Source organism: Amycolatopsis sp. SID8362, from assembly GCF_010550475.1.
GTDB classification, from domain to species: Bacteria; Actinomycetota; Actinomycetes; order Mycobacteriales; family Pseudonocardiaceae; genus Amycolatopsis; species Amycolatopsis eburnea.
This window is the reverse complement of sequence record NZ_JAAGNB010001316.1, coordinates 19,043-35,976: the sequence shown is the minus strand read 5'-3', so window position 1 is coordinate 35,976 and position 16,934 is coordinate 19,043. Positions and strand designations below refer to the sequence as shown.

The 16,934-nt window shown below is 68.9% G+C and carries 14 protein-coding genes, 1 tRNA gene and 1 pseudogene; 9 read left to right on the top strand and 7 right to left on the bottom strand.

Annotated elements, in window-relative coordinates; translation table 11 throughout:
- Window positions 1-969, bottom strand: a pseudogene (locus G3I65_RS40280) (diguanylate phosphodiesterase); the annotation flags it as partial.
- Between the two features lie 237 nt (window positions 970-1,206).
- Here G3I65_RS40280 and G3I65_RS40275 point away from each other — a divergent pair.
- The 3 genes from G3I65_RS40275 (at window position 1,207) to lon (ending at window position 5,572) form a co-directional block, all read left to right on the top strand.
- Window positions 1,207-2,145 carry a GNAT family N-acetyltransferase gene (locus tag G3I65_RS40275; RefSeq protein ID WP_163046835.1) on the top strand — a complete coding sequence of 313 codons (939 nt, stop codon included), beginning with the start codon at window positions 1,207-1,209 and terminating at the stop codon, window positions 2,143-2,145.
- A gap of 69 nt (window positions 2,146-2,214) precedes the next feature.
- Window positions 2,215-3,069, top strand: coding sequence for an SAM-dependent methyltransferase (locus G3I65_RS40270; RefSeq protein WP_160700724.1), 855 nt, complete (start codon window positions 2,215-2,217; stop codon window positions 3,067-3,069).
- Window positions 3,070-3,169: 100 nt separating this feature from the next.
- The gene (lon, locus tag G3I65_RS40265; protein ID WP_160700723.1) at window positions 3,170-5,572 is read left to right on the top strand and encodes an endopeptidase La; all 2,403 of its coding nucleotides are present in this window, start codon (window positions 3,170-3,172) and stop codon (window positions 5,570-5,572) included.
- Between the two features lie 128 nt (window positions 5,573-5,700).
- On the opposite strand, the gene G3I65_RS40260 is transcribed toward lon, so the two are convergent.
- Window positions 5,701-6,678, bottom strand: a complete 978-nt coding sequence (locus G3I65_RS40260; protein WP_160700722.1) for a hypothetical protein — start codon at window positions 6,676-6,678, stop codon at window positions 5,701-5,703.
- Between the two features lie 172 nt (window positions 6,679-6,850).
- Window positions 6,851-6,933, bottom strand: a tRNA-Tyr gene (locus G3I65_RS40255).
- A 129-nt stretch (window positions 6,934-7,062) separates the two neighbouring features.
- Here G3I65_RS40255 and G3I65_RS40250 point away from each other — a divergent pair.
- On the top strand, window positions 7,063-7,554 hold the full coding sequence (locus G3I65_RS40250) for a YajQ family cyclic di-GMP-binding protein (RefSeq protein ID WP_086860720.1): 492 nt from the start codon (window positions 7,063-7,065) through the stop codon (window positions 7,552-7,554).
- 319 nt (window positions 7,555-7,873) lie between these two features.
- Here the strand turns inward: G3I65_RS40250 and G3I65_RS40240 are convergent, their stop codons facing one another.
- Entirely contained in the window at window positions 7,874-8,776 is a 903-nt protein-coding gene (locus tag G3I65_RS40240; RefSeq protein ID WP_160700721.1) for a hypothetical protein, read from the bottom strand.
- A 486-nt stretch (window positions 8,777-9,262) separates the two neighbouring features.
- Entirely contained in the window at window positions 9,263-9,928 is a 666-nt protein-coding gene (locus G3I65_RS40235) for a hypothetical protein (RefSeq protein ID WP_160700720.1), read from the bottom strand.
- 179 nt (window positions 9,929-10,107) lie between these two features.
- Here G3I65_RS40235 and G3I65_RS40230 point away from each other — a divergent pair, with 179 nt between their 5' ends.
- On the top strand, window positions 10,108-11,244 hold the full coding sequence (locus G3I65_RS40230) for a sialidase family protein (protein ID WP_163046834.1): 1,137 nt from the start codon (window positions 10,108-10,110) through the stop codon (window positions 11,242-11,244).
- Window positions 11,245-11,319: 75 nt separating this feature from the next.
- Entirely contained in the window at window positions 11,320-12,201 is an 882-nt protein-coding gene (gene rfbA, locus G3I65_RS40225) for a glucose-1-phosphate thymidylyltransferase RfbA (protein ID WP_160700718.1), read from the top strand.
- Here rfbA and htpX read toward each other — a convergent pair.
- On the bottom strand, window positions 12,198-13,058 hold the full coding sequence (gene htpX, locus G3I65_RS40220) for a zinc metalloprotease HtpX (protein ID WP_125310074.1): 861 nt from the start codon (window positions 13,056-13,058) through the stop codon (window positions 12,198-12,200). The two genes, rfbA and htpX, sit on opposite strands and share 4 nt — an antisense overlap.
- Window positions 13,059-13,192: 134 nt before the next feature.
- Between htpX and G3I65_RS40215 the strand changes: the two genes are divergently transcribed.
- Together G3I65_RS40215 and G3I65_RS40210 are read left to right on the top strand one after the other, a co-directional pair.
- Window positions 13,193-14,161: a YncE family protein gene (locus tag G3I65_RS40215; RefSeq protein ID WP_160700717.1), complete on the top strand. Its 969-nt coding sequence runs from the start codon at window positions 13,193-13,195 to the stop codon at window positions 14,159-14,161.
- Between the two features lie 40 nt (window positions 14,162-14,201).
- Window positions 14,202-15,077 (top strand): LLM class F420-dependent oxidoreductase, encoded by an 876-nt coding sequence (locus G3I65_RS40210; protein WP_160700716.1) that lies wholly within the window; start codon window positions 14,202-14,204, stop codon window positions 15,075-15,077.
- Window positions 15,078-15,134: 57 nt separating this feature from the next.
- Here the strand turns inward: G3I65_RS40210 and G3I65_RS40205 are convergent, their stop codons facing one another.
- Window positions 15,135-15,503, bottom strand: coding sequence for a YrdB family protein (locus G3I65_RS40205; protein WP_163046833.1), 369 nt, complete (start codon window positions 15,501-15,503; stop codon window positions 15,135-15,137).
- Between the two features lie 197 nt (window positions 15,504-15,700).
- Here G3I65_RS40205 and G3I65_RS40200 point away from each other — a divergent pair, with 197 nt between their 5' ends.
- Window positions 15,701-16,933, top strand: coding sequence for a class I SAM-dependent methyltransferase (locus G3I65_RS40200; protein WP_160700715.1), 1,233 nt, complete (start codon window positions 15,701-15,703; stop codon window positions 16,931-16,933).
- Window position 16,934: the final 1 nt, after the last annotated feature.

Genomic DNA, 16,934 nt, shown 5'->3' with positions numbered 1-16,934 from the left:
CACGCGGCCGGCGGCGAGCTGGTCCTTGATGCGCTCGGCGATCGTCGCCCACTCGCGGACGTCGACGCCGCCGACGAGCTCGTCGGCGCGGCCGGCCGGGCGGGCCGCGGCGAGCTGGCCGGAGCGGGCGACCATCAGGCTGACGTCGGAGAGCGCTTCCATGTCCCGCTGCTCGCGCAGCAGGTCCGAATAGGCCCAGTACAGCGCGGTCAGGCCGAGGAAGACGGCGAGCACCAGCGGCCACGCCTTGGGCGTGTTCGAAATGACGAGGTAACCCGAGAGGCCGACGGAGGCGTTGACGAACCCGACGACCAGGATCCGCGCGGTGAGCCGGACCGCGGTGCTGACGCGCATCCGGCGCCGCAGCACGCGGACCGCGGCCAGCGCGAGCAGCGTGCTCACCAGCGGCGCGGTCAGGGTGCCCGCCAGCGCGGCGACCCACGGGAACTTGTCGCCGCCACCGGCGCCGACGGCGTACTTGACCAGGCCCGCGACCGCGAAGGCGCCGGTGATCTCCAGCAGGAACGCGCCCGCGTTGTAGAGGACGCGGCCGGCGACCTTCCGCGCGAGCAGCGTGCCGATGCCGGCGACCAGGTGCGCGGCCAGCACGACTTCGAACGGCGCGATGAAGAACCCGATGACGAGCGGGATCTCGGTGAAGGAGATGGTCCAGGAGATGCCGCTGCGGACGTCGACGTTGATGCCGAGCTGCTCGGCGAGCAGGAACGCGACCGCGAGCACCGGCCCGATCCACAGCAGCTTGCTGTCCCAGTGGAACGGCTGCCACGAGCCGACGGCGAACGCGGCGACGAGACCCAGGCTCAGCACGGCGAAGGTGTAGGCGCGGAACCGGCGTTCGTCCGTGCGGGCTTCGGCGGAGGCGGCGGGTTGCGGTGGTGTCCCGGAAGCGGCTCCCGGCCCGGGCTGCGCCTGCGCGACGGCGTCGCCGTGGGCGTTGGTGTCCGGCATCCGACCTTCCCTCCCGGCTTGTCCACCGGTGCTGATCCGTGACTTCGGGTGTGGACAAGGGCCATACCGTACCCCGTAGGGCGTACCCGTGTCCCTTTCGAGACAGTAGGAGATCACCCCAGGGTTAACAATGCCTCGAACGCGCTGACCTGCGTGGACCAAGGGGTGAAACATCGGGTGCCGCCCTTCGAGCGGTCCTCTGCCCACTCACGCCGCGATAGCGCTTGAATGTGCCCCATGCACAGCGATGCGATCGCCACCGAACACGCGGCACGGCTCGCGGCGGTGGACTCCCTGCTCCCCGGCTCGACCCCGTTCGAAGCGGCCGAAAACGCCGTGGTCCTGGAGGTGGCGACGGGTGACTCCGCCGCGTCCGGGCTGGCTTCCCGCGTCCAGGTCGACCGCGACGCCCCCAACGCGCCCTGGCGCGCGCTGACCGAGCACCGCCTCGACCTCCAGCTCGCCGGACCCCAGCCCGCCGGTGCGCTCGACGCCCTCCTCACTCGATGGGATGAACATCTGCGCGCGGTCGCCGAGCACGGCGACACCGAGACCGCCGCGATCGTCCCCCGCGCCAGCCGGGACGCCGCCGGCGCGCGCGAAATGCTGCACCACGGGTTCGCGCCGCTGCGGGTGGTCGCCGTCCGGCCGGCCCAGCGGATGATCCCGGCGGCCCCGCTCGGCACCCCGGGCGTCAAGATCCGCCGCGCCGAGCCCGGTGACCTCGAAACCGCGGTCGCGCTCGGCATGGAGCTGCACTCCTACGACGCCCAGTACGGCACGGTGAACTGGCGCACCGGCGTCGAGGACATCCTCGCCAAGGACCTGGCCGAGCAGCTGAACCGGCCGGAGCCGCCACTGTGGATCGCCGAGCTGTACGGCCGCCCGCTCGGCATGGTGAGCGTCCAGCACCCGGGCGAGACCGGCTGGATCAGCGACCGCGTCGCCGCGGCCCGCGTCGGGTACCTGTCGTGGCTGGCCGTCGCGGAGGCGGCGCGCTCGTCCGGCGTCGGCACCGCGCTGGCCACCCACGCCCACCACGTCCTGGACGAGGAGGGCGCCGACGTCGTCCTCCTGCACCACGCCGCGGCGAACCCGCTGTCGACGCCGTTCTGGTACGCGCAGGGGTACCGGCCGCTGTGGACGTACTGGCAGCGCCGCCCCGCCGTGCGCTGAACAAAAGGAGGATTACCGGCGGCGCGCGGTCCTTATAGGCTGGCGCCCGGAGAGTGAGGGGAGCCGGGAGTGAGCGACCAGCGGGATTCCGCGCCGAGAGCGCCCGAGGGCGTCGACACCGAGAAGCCGTCCGCGGCCCGGATCTACGACTGGTACCTGGGCGGTACCCAGAACTGGGCCGTGGACCGCGAGTTCGGCAGGCGCATGGAGCAGCAGTGGCCGCTGGTGCGGCCCGGCTCGAAGCAGAACCGCGAGTTCATGAACCGCGCGGTGCGGGCCGCCCTGCGGGCCGGGATCCGGCAGTTCATCGACCTCGGCTCCGGCGTCCCGACGGCCGGGAACGTGCACGAGGTCGTCGAGGCCGAGCTGCCCGAGGAGCACGACGCCAAGGTCGTCTACGTCGACTACGAGCCGGTCGCCGTGGCGCACGCGACGCTGATCCTCGAAGAGAGCGCGGCGACCGACTGGGCCGGCATCGTCCAGGCGGACATGCGGGACCCGAAGTCCGTCCTGCGCGCGGAGGAGACGAAGCGGCTCATCGACTTTTCGCAGCCGGTCTGCCTGATGATGATGGCGGTGCTGCACTTCGTCGGCCCGGACGACGACCCCGAGGGCATCCTCGCCGCGTACCGCGAAAAGCTCGCGCCCGGCAGCTGGCTGGCCATCTCGCAGATGAGCGAGGGCGACGGCAGCGGCGAGACGCTCGAAGGGCTGCGCTGGTTCGTCGAGCAGTACCGCAAGACCAGCAACCCGGTCTGGCTGCGCGACCGCGAAGAGATCGAGCCGCTGTTCGGTGACTGGCCGCTGCTCGAACCGGGCATCGTGCACCTGCCGGACTGGCGGCCCGACCGGAAGCTGAACGCGCTGGAGGCGGAGGCCCGCCCGTACGCCTGGTGCGGCATCGCGGCCCGGCCAGGCGGCTGACCTGCGGTTTCCCCGATCGCTGTGGGCGAACGCACCATCGGAAACAAACACACCCATCGGAGAGTTGAGCTAGGCAGACTCAACTAACCGAGGAGTGCACATGTCCGACACCCGCCTCCTGCCCGTGCTCCCGCTCGATGACGACGTCGTGCTGCCGGGCATGGTCGTCCCGCTCGACCTGAGCGACACCGAGACGCGGGCCGCGGTGGAGTCCGCCCAGGCCAACACCCCCTCCCAGGCGTCCTTCCCCGGCATCCGGTCGACCGGGACCGCCAAGGCAGAGGTCCTCATCGTCCCGCGCGTCCACGGCGAATACGCCGAGTTCGGCACGGTCGCCACGGTCGAGCGCATCGGCCGCGTGCCCGGTGGCAAGGCCGCCGTGCTGCTGCGCGGCACGTCCCGCGCGCTCGTCGGCCGGATCGCCGACGGCCCCGGCGCCGCCCGCTGGGTGCACGCCGAGGACGCCCCCGAAACCACGGACGACCAGACCGCGAAGCTCGCGGCCGAGTACAAGGCCGTCGTCATCTCGATCCTCCAGCAGCGCGGCGGCTGGCAGCTGATCGACGCCGTCCAGCAGGTCGAAGACGCCTCCGCGATCGCCGACCTGTCCGGCAACGCGCCGTACCTGTCCACCGAGCAGAAGCTCGAGCTGCTCGGCGCGCTGGACGTCACCGCGCGCCTGGAGAAGGCGCTCGAGTGGAGCAAGGAGCACCTGGCCGAGCTCGAGGTCACCGACACCATCCGCAAGGACGTCGCCGAGGGCATGGAGAAGCAGCAGAAGGAGTTCCTGCTGCGCCGCCAGCTCGAAGCGATCCGCAAGGAGCTCGGCGAGCTCGACGGAACCGCTCAGGACGACGATTACCGCGCCCGCGTCGAGGGCGCCGAGCTGCCCGACGCCGTCAAGAAGGCCGCGCTGGCCGAGGTCGACAAGCTGGACCGCACGTCCGAGCAGTCCCCCGAGGGCGGCTGGATCCGCACCTGGCTGGACACCGTCCTGGAGCTGCCCTGGAACGAGCGCACCGAGGACGTCTACGACATCGCGGCCGCGCGGGCCGTTTTGGACGCCGACCACGCCGGTCTCGACGACGTCAAGGAACGCATCATCGAGTACCTGGCCGTCCGGAAGCGCCGCGCGGAATCGGGCCTCGGCCCGGTCGGCGGGCGTCGTTCGGGCGCCGTGCTCGCCCTCGCGGGCCCTCCCGGGGTCGGCAAGACGTCGCTGGGCGAGTCCGTCGCGAAGGCCATGGGCCGCAAGTTCGTCCGCGTGGCGCTGGGCGGCATCCGCGACGAGGCGGAGATCCGCGGCCACCGCCGCACGTACGTCGGCGCGCTGCCCGGCCGGATCGTCCGCGCCATCAAGGAAGCCGGCTCGATGAACCCGGTCGTGCTGCTCGACGAGATCGACAAGGTCGGCGCCGACTACCGCGGCGACCCGACGGCGGCGCTGCTCGAAGTCCTGGACCCGGAGCAGAACCACACGTTCCGCGACCACTACCTCGAGGTCGAGCTGGACCTGTCCGACGTCGTGTTCCTGGCGACGGCCAACGCGCTCGAGACCATCCCCGGCCCGCTGCTGGACCGCATGGAGCTCGTCACGCTGGACGGCTACACCGAGCACGAGAAGGTGACGATCGCACGCGACCACCTGCTCCCCCGCGAGCTGGAGCGCGCCGGCCTGGGCGCCACGGACGTGGTGCTGACGGACGCCGCGTTCAGCCGGATCGCCGCCGAGTACACCCGCGAGGCGGGCGTGCGCGACGCGAACCGCACGATCGCGAAGGTGCTGCGGAAGGTCGCGACGAAGGTGGCGCTGGACGAGGTGTCGCTGCCGCTTTCGGTGGACGCTCCGGACCTTGAGACGTACCTGGGCCGCCCGCGGCACATCCCCGAGTCGTCGCTCCCGGCGTCGACGCAGCGCACGGCGACCCCGGGCGTGGCGACCGGCCTGGCGGTGACCGGCGCCGGCGGTGACGTCCTCTACATCGAGGCGTCGCTGGCCGACGAGGAGTCCGGCGCGTCCGGGCTGCAGCTGACCGGCCAGCTCGGCGACGTGATGAAGGAGTCGGCGCAGATCGCGCTGTCCTACCTGCGCTCGCACGGCGCGGAGCTGGAGCTGCCGGTGGGCGACCTCCGCAAGCGCGGCATCCACGTCCACGTCCCGGCGGGCGCGGTCCCGAAGGACGGCCCGTCGGCCGGCGTCACGATGACGACGGCACTGGCGTCGCTGCTGTCGGGCCGCGTGGTCCGCGCCGACGTCGCGATGACCGGCGAGGTGTCGCTGACCGGCAGGGTCCTCCCGATCGGCGGCGTCAAGCAGAAGCTGCTCGCCGCACACCGCGCGGGGATGAAGACGGTGATCATCCCGCAGCGCAACGAGCCGGACCTCGACGACGTCCCGGCCGAGGTGCTGGCCCAGCTGGACGTCCACGCGGTGGCGAACGTCCGCGAGGTCCTCGACCTCGCCCTGACCCCGGCGTCCACGCCGGTCCACCAGGCGGCGTAACCCCGAGCGCCGCCACCCGACGAACGGCCGGTTTCCCCTTCCCCCTGGGAAACCGGCCGTTCGCGTACGTTCGCCAGCCGGCGGGCGGCGATGTGTTCGTAAAACCAGCCATCATTGAACGATGGGGGCTAACGGCTCAGTGCCACAAAAAGGGCAGCGACGGAAACTGCGAAGCTCAGCCAGGACGCCAAAGGGAACACGAAGTCTTTCAGGACTTCCCAACGGGTTCGATCACGCATCGGATCCAGGAACAGCAGTTCACGATCGGTCGCGCCCGAGTCGCGAGCGGGTCGGTTCCGGAGGTCGCCGTGGTGCCGGCGAACCTCTGGCACCAGGTCTTCCCGGCCGGCGATCACCACGATCGCCACGTCGATCAGGAACCGGCACACGGCGCCGGCTTCCTCGTGCGTCGGCCGGTCGGACACCTCGATGTCCAGCACGGGACGAGCGAGGCGCGCTGCCCGGTCTGCCAGCGCGGGCGGCGACGCCCAGGTCCAGTGCTCGGTCTGCACCACCAGGAAGAGCGCTCGCGCCGCCGCTCCGGCGAGCTGGAGAACTCGAATCGGACGGCCCCGGCGTTCCCAGGCCGAGAGTGCGGCGCCCACGGACCGATAGAACCGGATCCGGCTGCGCACGTCGACACCTCGAACGAACCTGAGCCCATACCCGCCGATTCTGACCGCTTGATAGCCGACCACTGCGACCCCGCAGCAAAAGAAGACGGCCACGCCTGCCGCGATGAAAGGCAGATACCGGTTGTCGACAGGCTGCGCTGGCACCAACGGCGTGGCCTCGGCCGGCAGCATCGACCAATAGGTGATCAGGCCGACGACGACGAGAAACCCCAGGGCAGTCAGTGCTGCGATGCCGGCGAATTTCAGCCGCCGACGCCGTAACCACTCGATGTCGTCGAGGCGATCAACCGAACCCTGCCCGTCCCACGCGGAGAAGAATCTTAGCCGGCTTTCATACAACGTCCGCCCGATCTGGGGCCATTCCCCGAACAACCACCAACTGACGGAGTCGCCCAGAACTCGGCGTGCCAGCCTTGGAACGGGGAGAGTGGTCGAACTCGACTGGTTACTGATCGGCCGCGGCCCGGGCATCTATTCAGATTAGGACAAGTCCTGCAGTTCCGGCAGGGGCACGCCTTACAGCGTGCTTTCGGTACCGGCCCACGGATGGCCGCATCCGGCTGCACATCGCTGCGTCTGGCCGCACCACGCAAAGAAGCCCCGCGCCTGGCGTGTGCCAAGGTCACGGGGCTTCTTCACTGGGTGGCGGGTGAGGGATTCGAACCCCCGTAGGCGTAAGCCAACTGGTTTACAGCCAGTCCCCTTTGGCCACTCGGGTAACCCGCCAAGGCCGGGCGAACCGGCCGGGGAGAAGCTTACCGAACGGGTCCGGGCGGGGGTCAACCGGGATACCCGTCCCCCGGTGGGGGCTAGGCTGGGTGGCCCCTGACAAGCGAGTACGAGGTGTGAGGACACGTGGCGGATCCCTCTTTCGACGTCGTGAGCAAGGTCGACCGCCAGGAGGTGGACAACGCGCTCAACCAGGCGAGCAAGGAGCTCGGAACGCGCTTCGACTTCCGCGGCACGGGCACGACGATCAACTGGTCCGGCGAGGAGGCCATCGCGATCGAGTCCGAGACCGAGGAGCGCGCCCTGGCCGCGGTCGAGGTCTTCAAGGAGAAGCTGATCAAGCGCAACATCTCCCTGAAGGCGTTCGAAGCGGGCGAGCCGGCCCTCTCGGGCAAGATCTACAAGATCGGCGGCAAGATCCTCCAGGGCATCGCCTCGGACAAGGCGAAGCAGATCGCGAAGTTCATCCGCGACGAAGGTCCGAAGGGCGTCCAGGCCCAGATCCAGGGCGACCAGCTGCGGGTGTCGGGCAAGAAGAAGGACCAGCTGCAGGACGTGATCGCGTTGCTGAAGGGCAAGGACTTCGAGATCGCGCTGCAGTTCACGAACTACCGGTGATTCACCCTCGTTGACCTGCGGGTATCTGGTTTCAGGTGCCCGTGGGTACAACGTCGGTACAACCGAGCGCGGAGTCCACGAGCGTCCGCGTCTGGTCCACCGAGTCCGGCCAGTAGCCGACGTAGGTGTTGAGCGTCACCGTGGGCGCGGTGTGGGCCAGACGACATCTCGCCGACCTCCCGAAGGGCTATCACGCCGCGTCAAGGGGGCGTTTCGGAGCTCAGTCACCGACGCGCGAAGGTGCCCCTTCGACCCGACGTGATCGGGCTGCGCCAGGTCGACGAGATGCCGAGAGACCAGCCACTTACATCGAATCCGCCTAAAACGGAGGAATCCCCATACTATTTAGCAATGAATTGAGCTTTTTCGCGCCGTCAAGCGCCCCCGCTAAGTCCGCGTACGGAACTCCCTGCCCATGAGCAACACTATTCCGAACCGCGCGAATCGTGTTAATTGAGCGCGAATGACGTCGACTGAAACCGGCTATTGACTCCCTATCCCGCGAGGTAAGCTGACCGAGAACGCCACGTCGAGGGTTAACTCTCACATCGATCGTATCCCACTCGCGCAGAAGCTCTACAATCATGGAGTCCATCTCGCGGAGCATCTCCTGCTCTTCCGCGTCGTATGGATCACCTCTGTTTGCGTAGTCTTCAGCTGCAGAACCACGACGACCAGCCGCCTCTTCCTGATCGACTTCCTCTGCAACCTTTTTCGCATCACCAGGGGTATTGTAGAAGTTCTGAGTAAGGTTCTGCGCAGCAGTCAATGTCGCAACCTGATTCGCGAATCTTAACTCCAGGTCTATTTGACGCGTCTTCGTGGCGTCGATTTCCTTTTGCTGAACCTCAGTCTTCCGCTTTAGCGAAAACACATTCATGATGGTCAATTCCCCGAGTTCGGGAAATAGCAGCAGAACCGATGGAATCAGCAGAGGCAACAGGTCGGCAAGCGCCCACGGAGAGCAGGATACTGGCTTCGGCAAGCCCACAACAGTGACGTCCCGGCAGATCCTCAAAGGCGCATACCAGTAACTTGCCACCACAAGAGCAACCGACCCTGTCGCCAAAACGACAGCCAGGGTCCATCGAAAATACCTGAATATCACGGTCGCCCGAGAGGGAGCACCGGACGCCGGTGCCTCTTTTTCCTCCACGTTCGAATCAGGAGGAGGCTTGACCTCTTGCTCTCCGTGCTCGACCTTCGTGCTCTCTGGTGCCATGGATCCTAACCAATCTACATTGCAGAGCGTTACCGCCGAGCAAGCAACGGGTTTGATGAGCCGAGGATACCGGTACAAATCCGGTACAGATGCCACCGACCAGCGACAATCAACGACGACCATCAACGGACACAAACCCGCAGCTCAGAGCCCCGCACTACGCCGTTACCCCAGGCAGGACGCAGTTTACGAACTACCGCTGACGTCGCTGCGGGCACCCGGCTCCGGGTGCCGACTCAATAGGGCTGTGACTCCACTCACTCGCCGACGTGCCGGGTCAGCTCCTCGAGCGCGCGGTGCAGCGCCCACGCGTGGGTCGCCACCTTCTTCTTGACCCCAAAGTGCTCTGCCGGTCGACCGGGTTCGCGTCGCGTGCGCTTTTGACCATCGTGAACAACCGCTGCGCGCACTGAGCGAAATCCTCGTGCACCCGCGTGTCGTGGTAAACGGCCACAACTTCGCCTCCGCGCTCGTCCGGCTCCCCACTCAAGACGGTGTCAACGTCCAGCTCGCCTCGTACCCATCCACCTTCAGGAACCCCGGCCCCCGCACGTCCCGCTCCACCTGCACGTCCCCGATCTGGTTCAGCAGCAGGTCCCGGAACTCCCCCGCGTGGATGCACAGCGCGATGTTCCCCCGCGTCTTCGCCGCGAACCGCACCCGCGACACGCCCTCCGGCAGTCGCAGCACCGCTTCGCCCTTTCCCGAAGACTCCTGCCCCGGCGCCGTCATCGGGAGGCTGCGGTAGTCCGAAATCGTCGCCGTCCACGGCGCGTTCGCGTGGACCGTCACCCGCTTCGTCGGGCGGTCCTCGTACGTGTTCAGCCACGTCGTGCCCTTGTACGCGCCGATCGCGTTGACCAGGCCGTGCTCGCCGCCGTCGGAGTCGATGATCACGTTGGACGTGCACTTCGGGCAGTCGAACGTGAAGAACCCCATCTGGTCGGCGGGCCAGCTGGTCTCGAACTCGCCGCTGCCCTTGCCCGTGTGGGTCTCCGTCGGGACTTCGCGCGGCGCCGGGGGCGCGGTCGAGGTCGCGGTCGGCATCCGGACGGACGCGCCGGACGCGGTCTCGATCGTCCCGTAGCCGCTGCCGGGTGCGCACCCCGCCGCGAGTGCCAGCACGAGGACGCCGAACAGCCGAAATTTCATCATTCCCCCTCCGGTGATCTTTCGACCGACCCCACCTCCGCGTTACCGTCACGCGCCGCAACCGGTCACCCGATGGCGCGCAGCAAACCCCCCGAACGTGCGAATGGGCCGTGTGACTGTCCACGGTGGACCCGATCAGCGTGTTGTAATCGCGCGGTCACGCCGTGGAGAGGGTCAGGATGCGCCGGTTTCTCGTCTTCGTGCTGCCGCTGACGCTCATCGCGACGTTGCTCACGCCCGCGAGCGCGGCCGAGCGCAAGCAGCTCGTGCCCGGCTACGGTTCGTACGCGCGGCTCATCCGGCTCGACCACTCGATCATCGGCCGCGGGCGCATCATCGCCACGCTGACCAGCGAAGACGCCGGTGGCAAGTTCACGCCGGTGATGGAGAGCACGGACGAAGGCGAGTCGTTCCACAAGATCGGCGAGATCCACGACCCCGACGGGCGGTACGGCATGTGCTGCGGCACCGTCTACGAGCTCCCGCAGCGGGTCGGCAAGCTCCGCGCCGGCACGCTGCTGTGGGCCGCGTCCTACCGGCAGGACGCCGGGCCGCAGCGCCGCGTCGGGATCCGGATCTGGGCCAGCAAGGACGGCGGCCGCGCGTGGAGCTTCCTGTCCGAGGCCGCGCGGTCGCACAACATCGACGGCATCTGGGAGCCCGAGTTCACCGTCGACGCCGGCGGCACGCTCTGGCTGCACTACGCCGACGAGACGCAGGCGCCGAAGTACGCGCAGGTGCTCAACCGGGTCGCCTCGACCGACGGCGTGACCTGGGGCACCAAGCAGCTCACCATGGCGATCCCGCCCGACCGCGTCCGGCCCGGCATGCCGATCATCCGGCGGCTGCCCGACGGCCGGTACTACTTCGCCTACGAGATCTGCAACTACCGCGACCGCTACTGCGACCCGTACTTCAAGATCTCGGCCGACGGCGCCAACTGGGGCGACCCCGCCGACCCCGGCACCCGCGTCACCACCGCCAACGGCAACTACTTCCAGCACGCGCAGACGATCACGCTGTTCCCCGGCGGCCCGAACGGCGTGCGGATCGTCATGGTCGGGCAGATCTACACCAACGCCAAGGGCAAGCCGCAGCCGAACAACGGCCAGGTCCTGCTGGCGAACGACAACTTCGGGGCCGGTCACTGGTACGAACTGCCCGCTCCCGTGCACATCACCGGCATCTACAACAACTTCTGCCCCAACTACTCCTCGACGCTGCTGCCGGTCGACGACGGTAAGAACGTGCTGGAGATCGCCACTGAGTACAACCTGGGCTGCAAGGCCTACTTCGGCAAAGGACCGGCCTTCTAGCGCTTCTCGATCGGCCGCGCCGGCCCAGCCCGTAGGGTGGGGACGCAGTCGTGGCCGAAGAGAGGGAGGCAGTTCATGAAGGGCATCGTGCTGGCCGGAGGCAGCGGGACCCGCCTGCACCCGATCACCCAGGCGGTGTCGAAGCAGCTGCTGCCGGTCTACGACAAGCCGATGGTCTACTACCCGATCTCGGTGCTGATGCTGGCCGGGATCCGCGAGATCCTGATCATCTCCACCCCCACCGACCTGCCGATGTTCCGGCGGCTGCTGGGCAGCGGCGACCAGTTCGGCGTCTCGTTCTCCTACGCCGAGCAGCCCAGCCCCAACGGGCTCGCCGAGGCGTTCGTGATCGGCGCGGACTTCATCGGCGACGACGACGTGGCGCTGGTGCTCGGCGACAACATCTTCTACGGCCAGGGCTTCTCCAGCCGCCTCCAGCAGGCCGTGCGCGAGCTCGACGGCTGCGTCCTGTTCGGCTACCCGGTGAAGGACCCCGAGCGCTACGGCGTCGGCGAGGTCGGCCCGGACGGCAAGCTGCGCACGATCGAAGAAAAGCCCGAAAAGCCGCGCTCGAACAAGGCGATCACCGGGCTGTACTTCTACGAGAACGACGTCGTCGAAATCGCGCGCTCGCTGAAGCCGTCGCGGCGTGGCGAGCTGGAGATCACCGACGTCAACCTGACCTACCTGCGGCAGGACCGGGCCACGCTGGTCGAGCTCAGCCGCGGGTTCGCCTGGCTCGACACCGGCACGCACGACTCGCTGCTCGAAGCCGGCCAGTTCGTGCAGGTGCTGGAGCACCGCACCGGCGTGCGCATCGCGTGCCTGGAGGAGATCGCGCTGCGGATGGGCTTCATCGACGCCGACGAGTGCTACGCGCTGGGCGCGAAGCTGGCGAAGTCCGGCTACGGCGACTACGTCAAGGCGGTCGCGGTCGCGGCGGGGGCGTCGGCCTAGAAGCCGCCCGGCCCGCGGCGGGCCATTTCCTCGAGCCGCCGGATCCGGTCGGCGATCGGCGGGTGGGTCGAGAACAGCTTGCTCAGGCCCTCGCCGGGGCGGAACGGGTTCGCGATCATCAGGTGCGACTGCGACACCAGCTGCGGCTCGGCGACCAGTGGCCGCGCCCGCGTGCCCGCGTCGAGCTTCCGCAGCGCCGAGGCCAGGCCCAGCGGGTCGCCGGTGAGCTCGGCGCCGGACGCGTCGGCCTGGTACTCCCGCGACCGGCTCACGCCCATCCGGATCACCGCGGCCGCGATCGGCCCGACGAAGATCAACATGAGGCTGACCAGCGGACTGCCGTCGCGGTTGTTGCCGCCGAAGAACAGCGCGATGTTCGCGAGCACGCTGATCACGCTGGCCAACGCGCCGGCGACGCACGAGATCAGGATGTCGCGGTTGTAGACGTGGGACAGCTCGTGCCCGAGCACGGCCCGCAGCTCGCGCTCGTCGAGCAGGTCGAGGATGCCGGTGGTGCAGCACACGGCCGCGTGCCGCGGGCTGCGGCCGGTCGCGAACGCGTTCGGCGCGACCGTCGGGCTCAGGTAGAGCTGCGGCATCGGCTGGCGGGCGACCTGCGCCAGCTCGCGCACGATCCGGTACATCGCGGGCTGCTCGACCTCGGACACCGGCCGCGCCCGCATCGCGCGCAGCGCCAGCTTGTCCGAGTTGAAGTACGCGTAGGCGTTCATCCCCAGCGCGATGAGCAGGCCGATGACCAGGGCACCGCGGCCGAAGAGCCCGCTGATCGCGATGATGATCGCCGACAGCAGGCCGAGCAGCAACGCCGTCTTGAGTCCGTTCTGGTGCCCGTGCACGCGCGCTCGCCTCCGTCCGCTCTGGAAGTGGGTTACCCATCGGAAACAACGCGATCGGGCGACGCGAAGTTCCTTCGCGTGAGCATCGCGCGGGTTACGCTCGGAAGGCGAGTTGATCACGAGCGGAGGCGCCGATGCGAGGTCGCCCGATAGGCCGGAGGGCCCTGTTCGCCCTGGTCACAGCCGGTGCCGGCGCTCTGGTCCTGCCGGCGGCGGCGCGCGCGGAAGAGGTCCGCTCGATCGACGTCGGCGGCACGCCGACCGGGGTGGCGGTGAATCCGGTCACGGGGCTCGCCTACGTCGCCGATCCCGAGGCGGGGGTGGTGTCCGTCGTCGACCCGGGCAGCGCATCGGTGGTCGCGCTGGTCCACGTCGGCGGCGAGCCGGGCGACGTCGCCGTCGACCCGGAGGCCGGCCGGATCTACGTCGCGAACCCGCCGGCGGGCACCGTCGTGGTCCTGGACGGCCGCACGCACGACCTGGTGAGCGTGATCGGCGCCGGGACGGGCGCGGCCACGCTGGCGGTGGACGAGCAGGCCAACCGCGTCTACGCGGCGAGCGCCGCCACCGGCACGCTCGCCGTGCTCGACGGCGTCAGCTGCACGCTGGCGGCCCTCGTGCCGGGGCCGAAGCCGAGCCTCGCCGGGATCGCCGTCGACCCCGGCCGCAAGCTGGCCTACTGCGCCAGCACGGCGACCGATTCGGTCGAGGTGTTCTCGATCGACAGCGGCAAGTTCGTGGCCAGCGTGAAGGTCGGGGCGCGGCCGACGGCCGTCGCGGTGCACGCGGCGAGCGGCACGGTGTACGTCGCGAACTCCGGCATCCACCACATGTCCATTGTGGACGCGGCCACGCACACCGAGCGCAAGACCGTGTTGCTGCGCAGCGAATCCTCCGCGTTGGCCGTGCACCAGGGCACGAACACGGTGTACACCAACGGCGGCCAGAACGGCCTCAGCCGCGTCGACGGCGCCACCGGAACGCTGACCGGCGAGCTGTCGCTGGGCGTCAACCCCGGCGACGTCGCGGTCGACCAGCGCACGCGCGCGGTGTGGGTCACCGATCCCCTGAACGGCCGGGTTTCGGTCGTCGGCGATTTCTGAGCCCGCGGCTGGGGCAACTCCAGGTATACGGTCGGAAAGCATGAAACTCGGACTGCAGATCCCCGACTTCACCTGGCCGAACGGGGCGTCCGCGCTGGGCGCCGACCTGGCCGCCGTCGTCCGCACCGCCGACAACGCGGGCTTCGACTCCATCGCCGTGATGGACCACTTCTTCCAGATCGGCGGGGTCGGCCCCGTCGAGAACGACATGCTCGAGGCGTACACGACCCTCGGCTTCATCGCGGCGCACACCGAGCGCGCCAAGCTGCTGACCGTCGTCACCGGCGTCCTCTACCGCCACCCGGGCCTGCTGGCCAAGGCGATCACGACCCTGGACGTGCTGTCAGGCGGCCGCGCGATCCTCGGCATCGGCGCGGGCTGGAACGAGGACGAGTCCCGCGGCCTCGGCTTCCCGTTCCCGCCGGTCGCGGAGCGCTTCGAGCTGCTGGAGGAGAACCTCCAGTACGTGCTGGGGATGTGGGCGGACGGCGACGAGCCGTTCAAGAGCAAGCACTTCGACGCGACGCGGCTGCTGAACGTCCCGCAGGCCCTGTCCGACCCCCGTCCCCCGATCATGATCGGCGGCGGGGGCGAGAAGAAGACGCTGCGGCTGGTCGCGAAGTACGCCGACCAGTGCAACCTGTTCAACAGCCCGGAGCTGGAGCACAAGCTCGACGTCCTCAAGCAGCACTGCGAGAACGAGGGCCGCGACTACGACTCGATCACCAAGACCGTCTACCACATCCTCGACATCGGCGAGGACGGCTCGAAGTCCGGCGAGCTGCTGAAGGAGCTGGAGCGGCTGCACGGCCTGGGTATCGACGTGGCGCTCGGGATGGTCCCGCACGTCCACAACCCGGCGGTGCTGGAGAAGTTCGGCACCGACGTGATCCCGGCCGCGGAAAAGATCGGCTGAGCAATTTCCGTTCGGCAATTTGCCTGAGCCCTCTGCGCCATTCCGGCGCGGAGGGCTTCAGCCGTCTTTGGCGAAGACGCGGGTCAGCGCCGCGATGCCGATGCCGGCCACCGCGAGGACGATCCCGCTCACCGGCCACCCCACCAGCACGAGCACCGCGCCGGCGCCCGCGAACAGGACGAACTCCACCAGGAAGCGGGCCGGTTCCGGGAGGCGGCGGCGGGCACGCGGGGCGATGAACAGGCCCCAGAGCGCGGCGGCGACCAGCGGGAGCAGGACCGCGTCGACGATCGCCAGCGCCACCCCGGTGCCGAGCTGGGAGCCCGCCAGGGCGAGGCCGCCCAGCAGGGCCAGCTCGGTCAGGAAGCGGATCGTGAGCACCACGCCCGCGACCCCGCTCGGACGGGGTGTCGGCTCCGAAGTCATCCGGCCAGCCTAAGACCGGTCCACTGTGGACGTTACGGGTACGATCCGGCACGATGCGTGATCTTCACCACTATTAGGCCATTCAGGTTGCGGTTCCGAATCGGTCCACGAGCGGCTCCCGCGTCGCTGTAACGGCGATCCACCCCTGCTCGACGTGTTAAGCGCACATCGCGACCGCGAGCCAAGGAGCCTGGTAGATGACCACATGTCGACTCTGCGGTTCGACAAACACGGCCGGCGTCGTCGACCTCGGCGCGACTCCGCCGTGTGAGCGATTCCTGACCGCCGAACAGCTCGACGAGCCGGAGGCCACCTTCCCGCTCCACCTCAAGGTGTGCACCGACTGCTGGCTCGCCCAGATCCCCCCGCTGATCGACCCGGACGAAACCTTCACCGAGTACGCCTACTTCTCGTCCTTCTCGACGTCGTGGGTCGAGCACGCGAAGCGGTTCGTCGACGGCGCGGTCGAGCGGCTCGGGCTCGGCGAGAAGTCCTTCGTCGTCGAGGTCGCGAGCAACGACGGCTACCTGCTCAAGCACGTCGTCGGGCACGGCATCCGGTGTCTGGGCGTGGAACCCTCGGTGAACGTCGGGCAAGCCGCGCGCGACGCCGGCGTGCCCACCCTGACCGCGTTCCTCTCCGAAGAGACCGGCCTCCGGGTGCGCGAGGAACACGGCCCGGCCGACCTCGTCGCCGCGAACAACGTCTACGCGCACATCCCCGACGTCCTCGGCTTCACCAAGGGCCTGCGGGCGCTGGTCGCCGACGACGGGTGGGTCTCCATCGAGGTCCAGCACCTGCTCACGCTGATCGAGAAGAACCAGTACGACACGATCTACCACGAGCACTTCCAGTACTACACGGTCGAATCCGCGCGCCGGGCCCTCGCGACCGGCGGCCTGACCGTGGTCGACGTCGAGCTGGTGCCGACGCACGGCGGGTCGATCCGGCTGTGGGCGCGTCCGGCCGAGGTGGCGGGCGAGCCCAGCGAGCGGATGACCGACGTGCTGGAGCGCGAGAAGGCGGCCGGGCTGCACGAGCTGTCCGGGTACACCGAGTTCGCCGAGCGCGTCACCCGCGTGCGGCTGGACCTGCTGAAGTTCCTGATCGAGGCGCGCAACGACGGGAAGACCGTCGTCGGCTACGGCGCCCCGGGCAAGGGCAACACCCTGCTCAACCACTGCGGCATCCGGACGGACCTGCTGCAGTACACGGTCGACCGCAACCCGTACAAGCACGGCCGGTTCACGCCGGGCACGCGCATCCCCGTGCTGCCCCCGGAGCGGATCGAAGCCGACCGGCCCGACTACGTGCTCGTCCTCCCCTGGAACCTCCGGGAGGAACTGACCGGACAACTCTCCTACATCGGGGCGTGGGGCGGAAAGCTCGTGTTCCCGATCCCCCACCTGGAAATCGTCGAGGTGCAGTGAC

Excerpts from the sequence above, each read along its gene's own strand:
- G3I65_RS40275 (WP_163046835.1), top strand. The coding sequence starts at position 1,207 with ATGCACAGCGATGCGATCGCCACCGAACACGCGGCACGGCTCGCGGCG.
- lon (WP_160700723.1), top strand. The coding sequence starts at position 3,170 with ATGTCCGACACCCGCCTCCTGCCCGTGCTCCCGCTCGATGACGACGTC.
- G3I65_RS40260 (WP_160700722.1), bottom strand. The coding sequence starts at position 6,678 with ATGCCCGGGCCGCGGCCGATCAGTAACCAGTCGAGTTCGACCACTCTC.
- G3I65_RS40240 (WP_160700721.1), bottom strand. The coding sequence starts at position 8,776 with ATGGCACCAGAGAGCACGAAGGTCGAGCACGGAGAGCAAGAGGTCAAG.
- G3I65_RS40235 (WP_160700720.1), bottom strand. The coding sequence starts at position 9,928 with ATGAAATTTCGGCTGTTCGGCGTCCTCGTGCTGGCACTCGCGGCGGGG.
- G3I65_RS40230 (WP_163046834.1), top strand. The coding sequence starts at position 10,108 with ATGCGCCGGTTTCTCGTCTTCGTGCTGCCGCTGACGCTCATCGCGACG.
- rfbA (WP_160700718.1), top strand. The coding sequence starts at position 11,320 with ATGAAGGGCATCGTGCTGGCCGGAGGCAGCGGGACCCGCCTGCACCCG.
- G3I65_RS40215 (WP_160700717.1), top strand. The coding sequence starts at position 13,193 with ATGCGAGGTCGCCCGATAGGCCGGAGGGCCCTGTTCGCCCTGGTCACA.
- G3I65_RS40210 (WP_160700716.1), top strand. The coding sequence starts at position 14,202 with ATGAAACTCGGACTGCAGATCCCCGACTTCACCTGGCCGAACGGGGCG.
- G3I65_RS40205 (WP_163046833.1), bottom strand. The coding sequence starts at position 15,503 with ATGACTTCGGAGCCGACACCCCGTCCGAGCGGGGTCGCGGGCGTGGTG.
- G3I65_RS40200 (WP_160700715.1), top strand. The coding sequence starts at position 15,701 with ATGACCACATGTCGACTCTGCGGTTCGACAAACACGGCCGGCGTCGTC.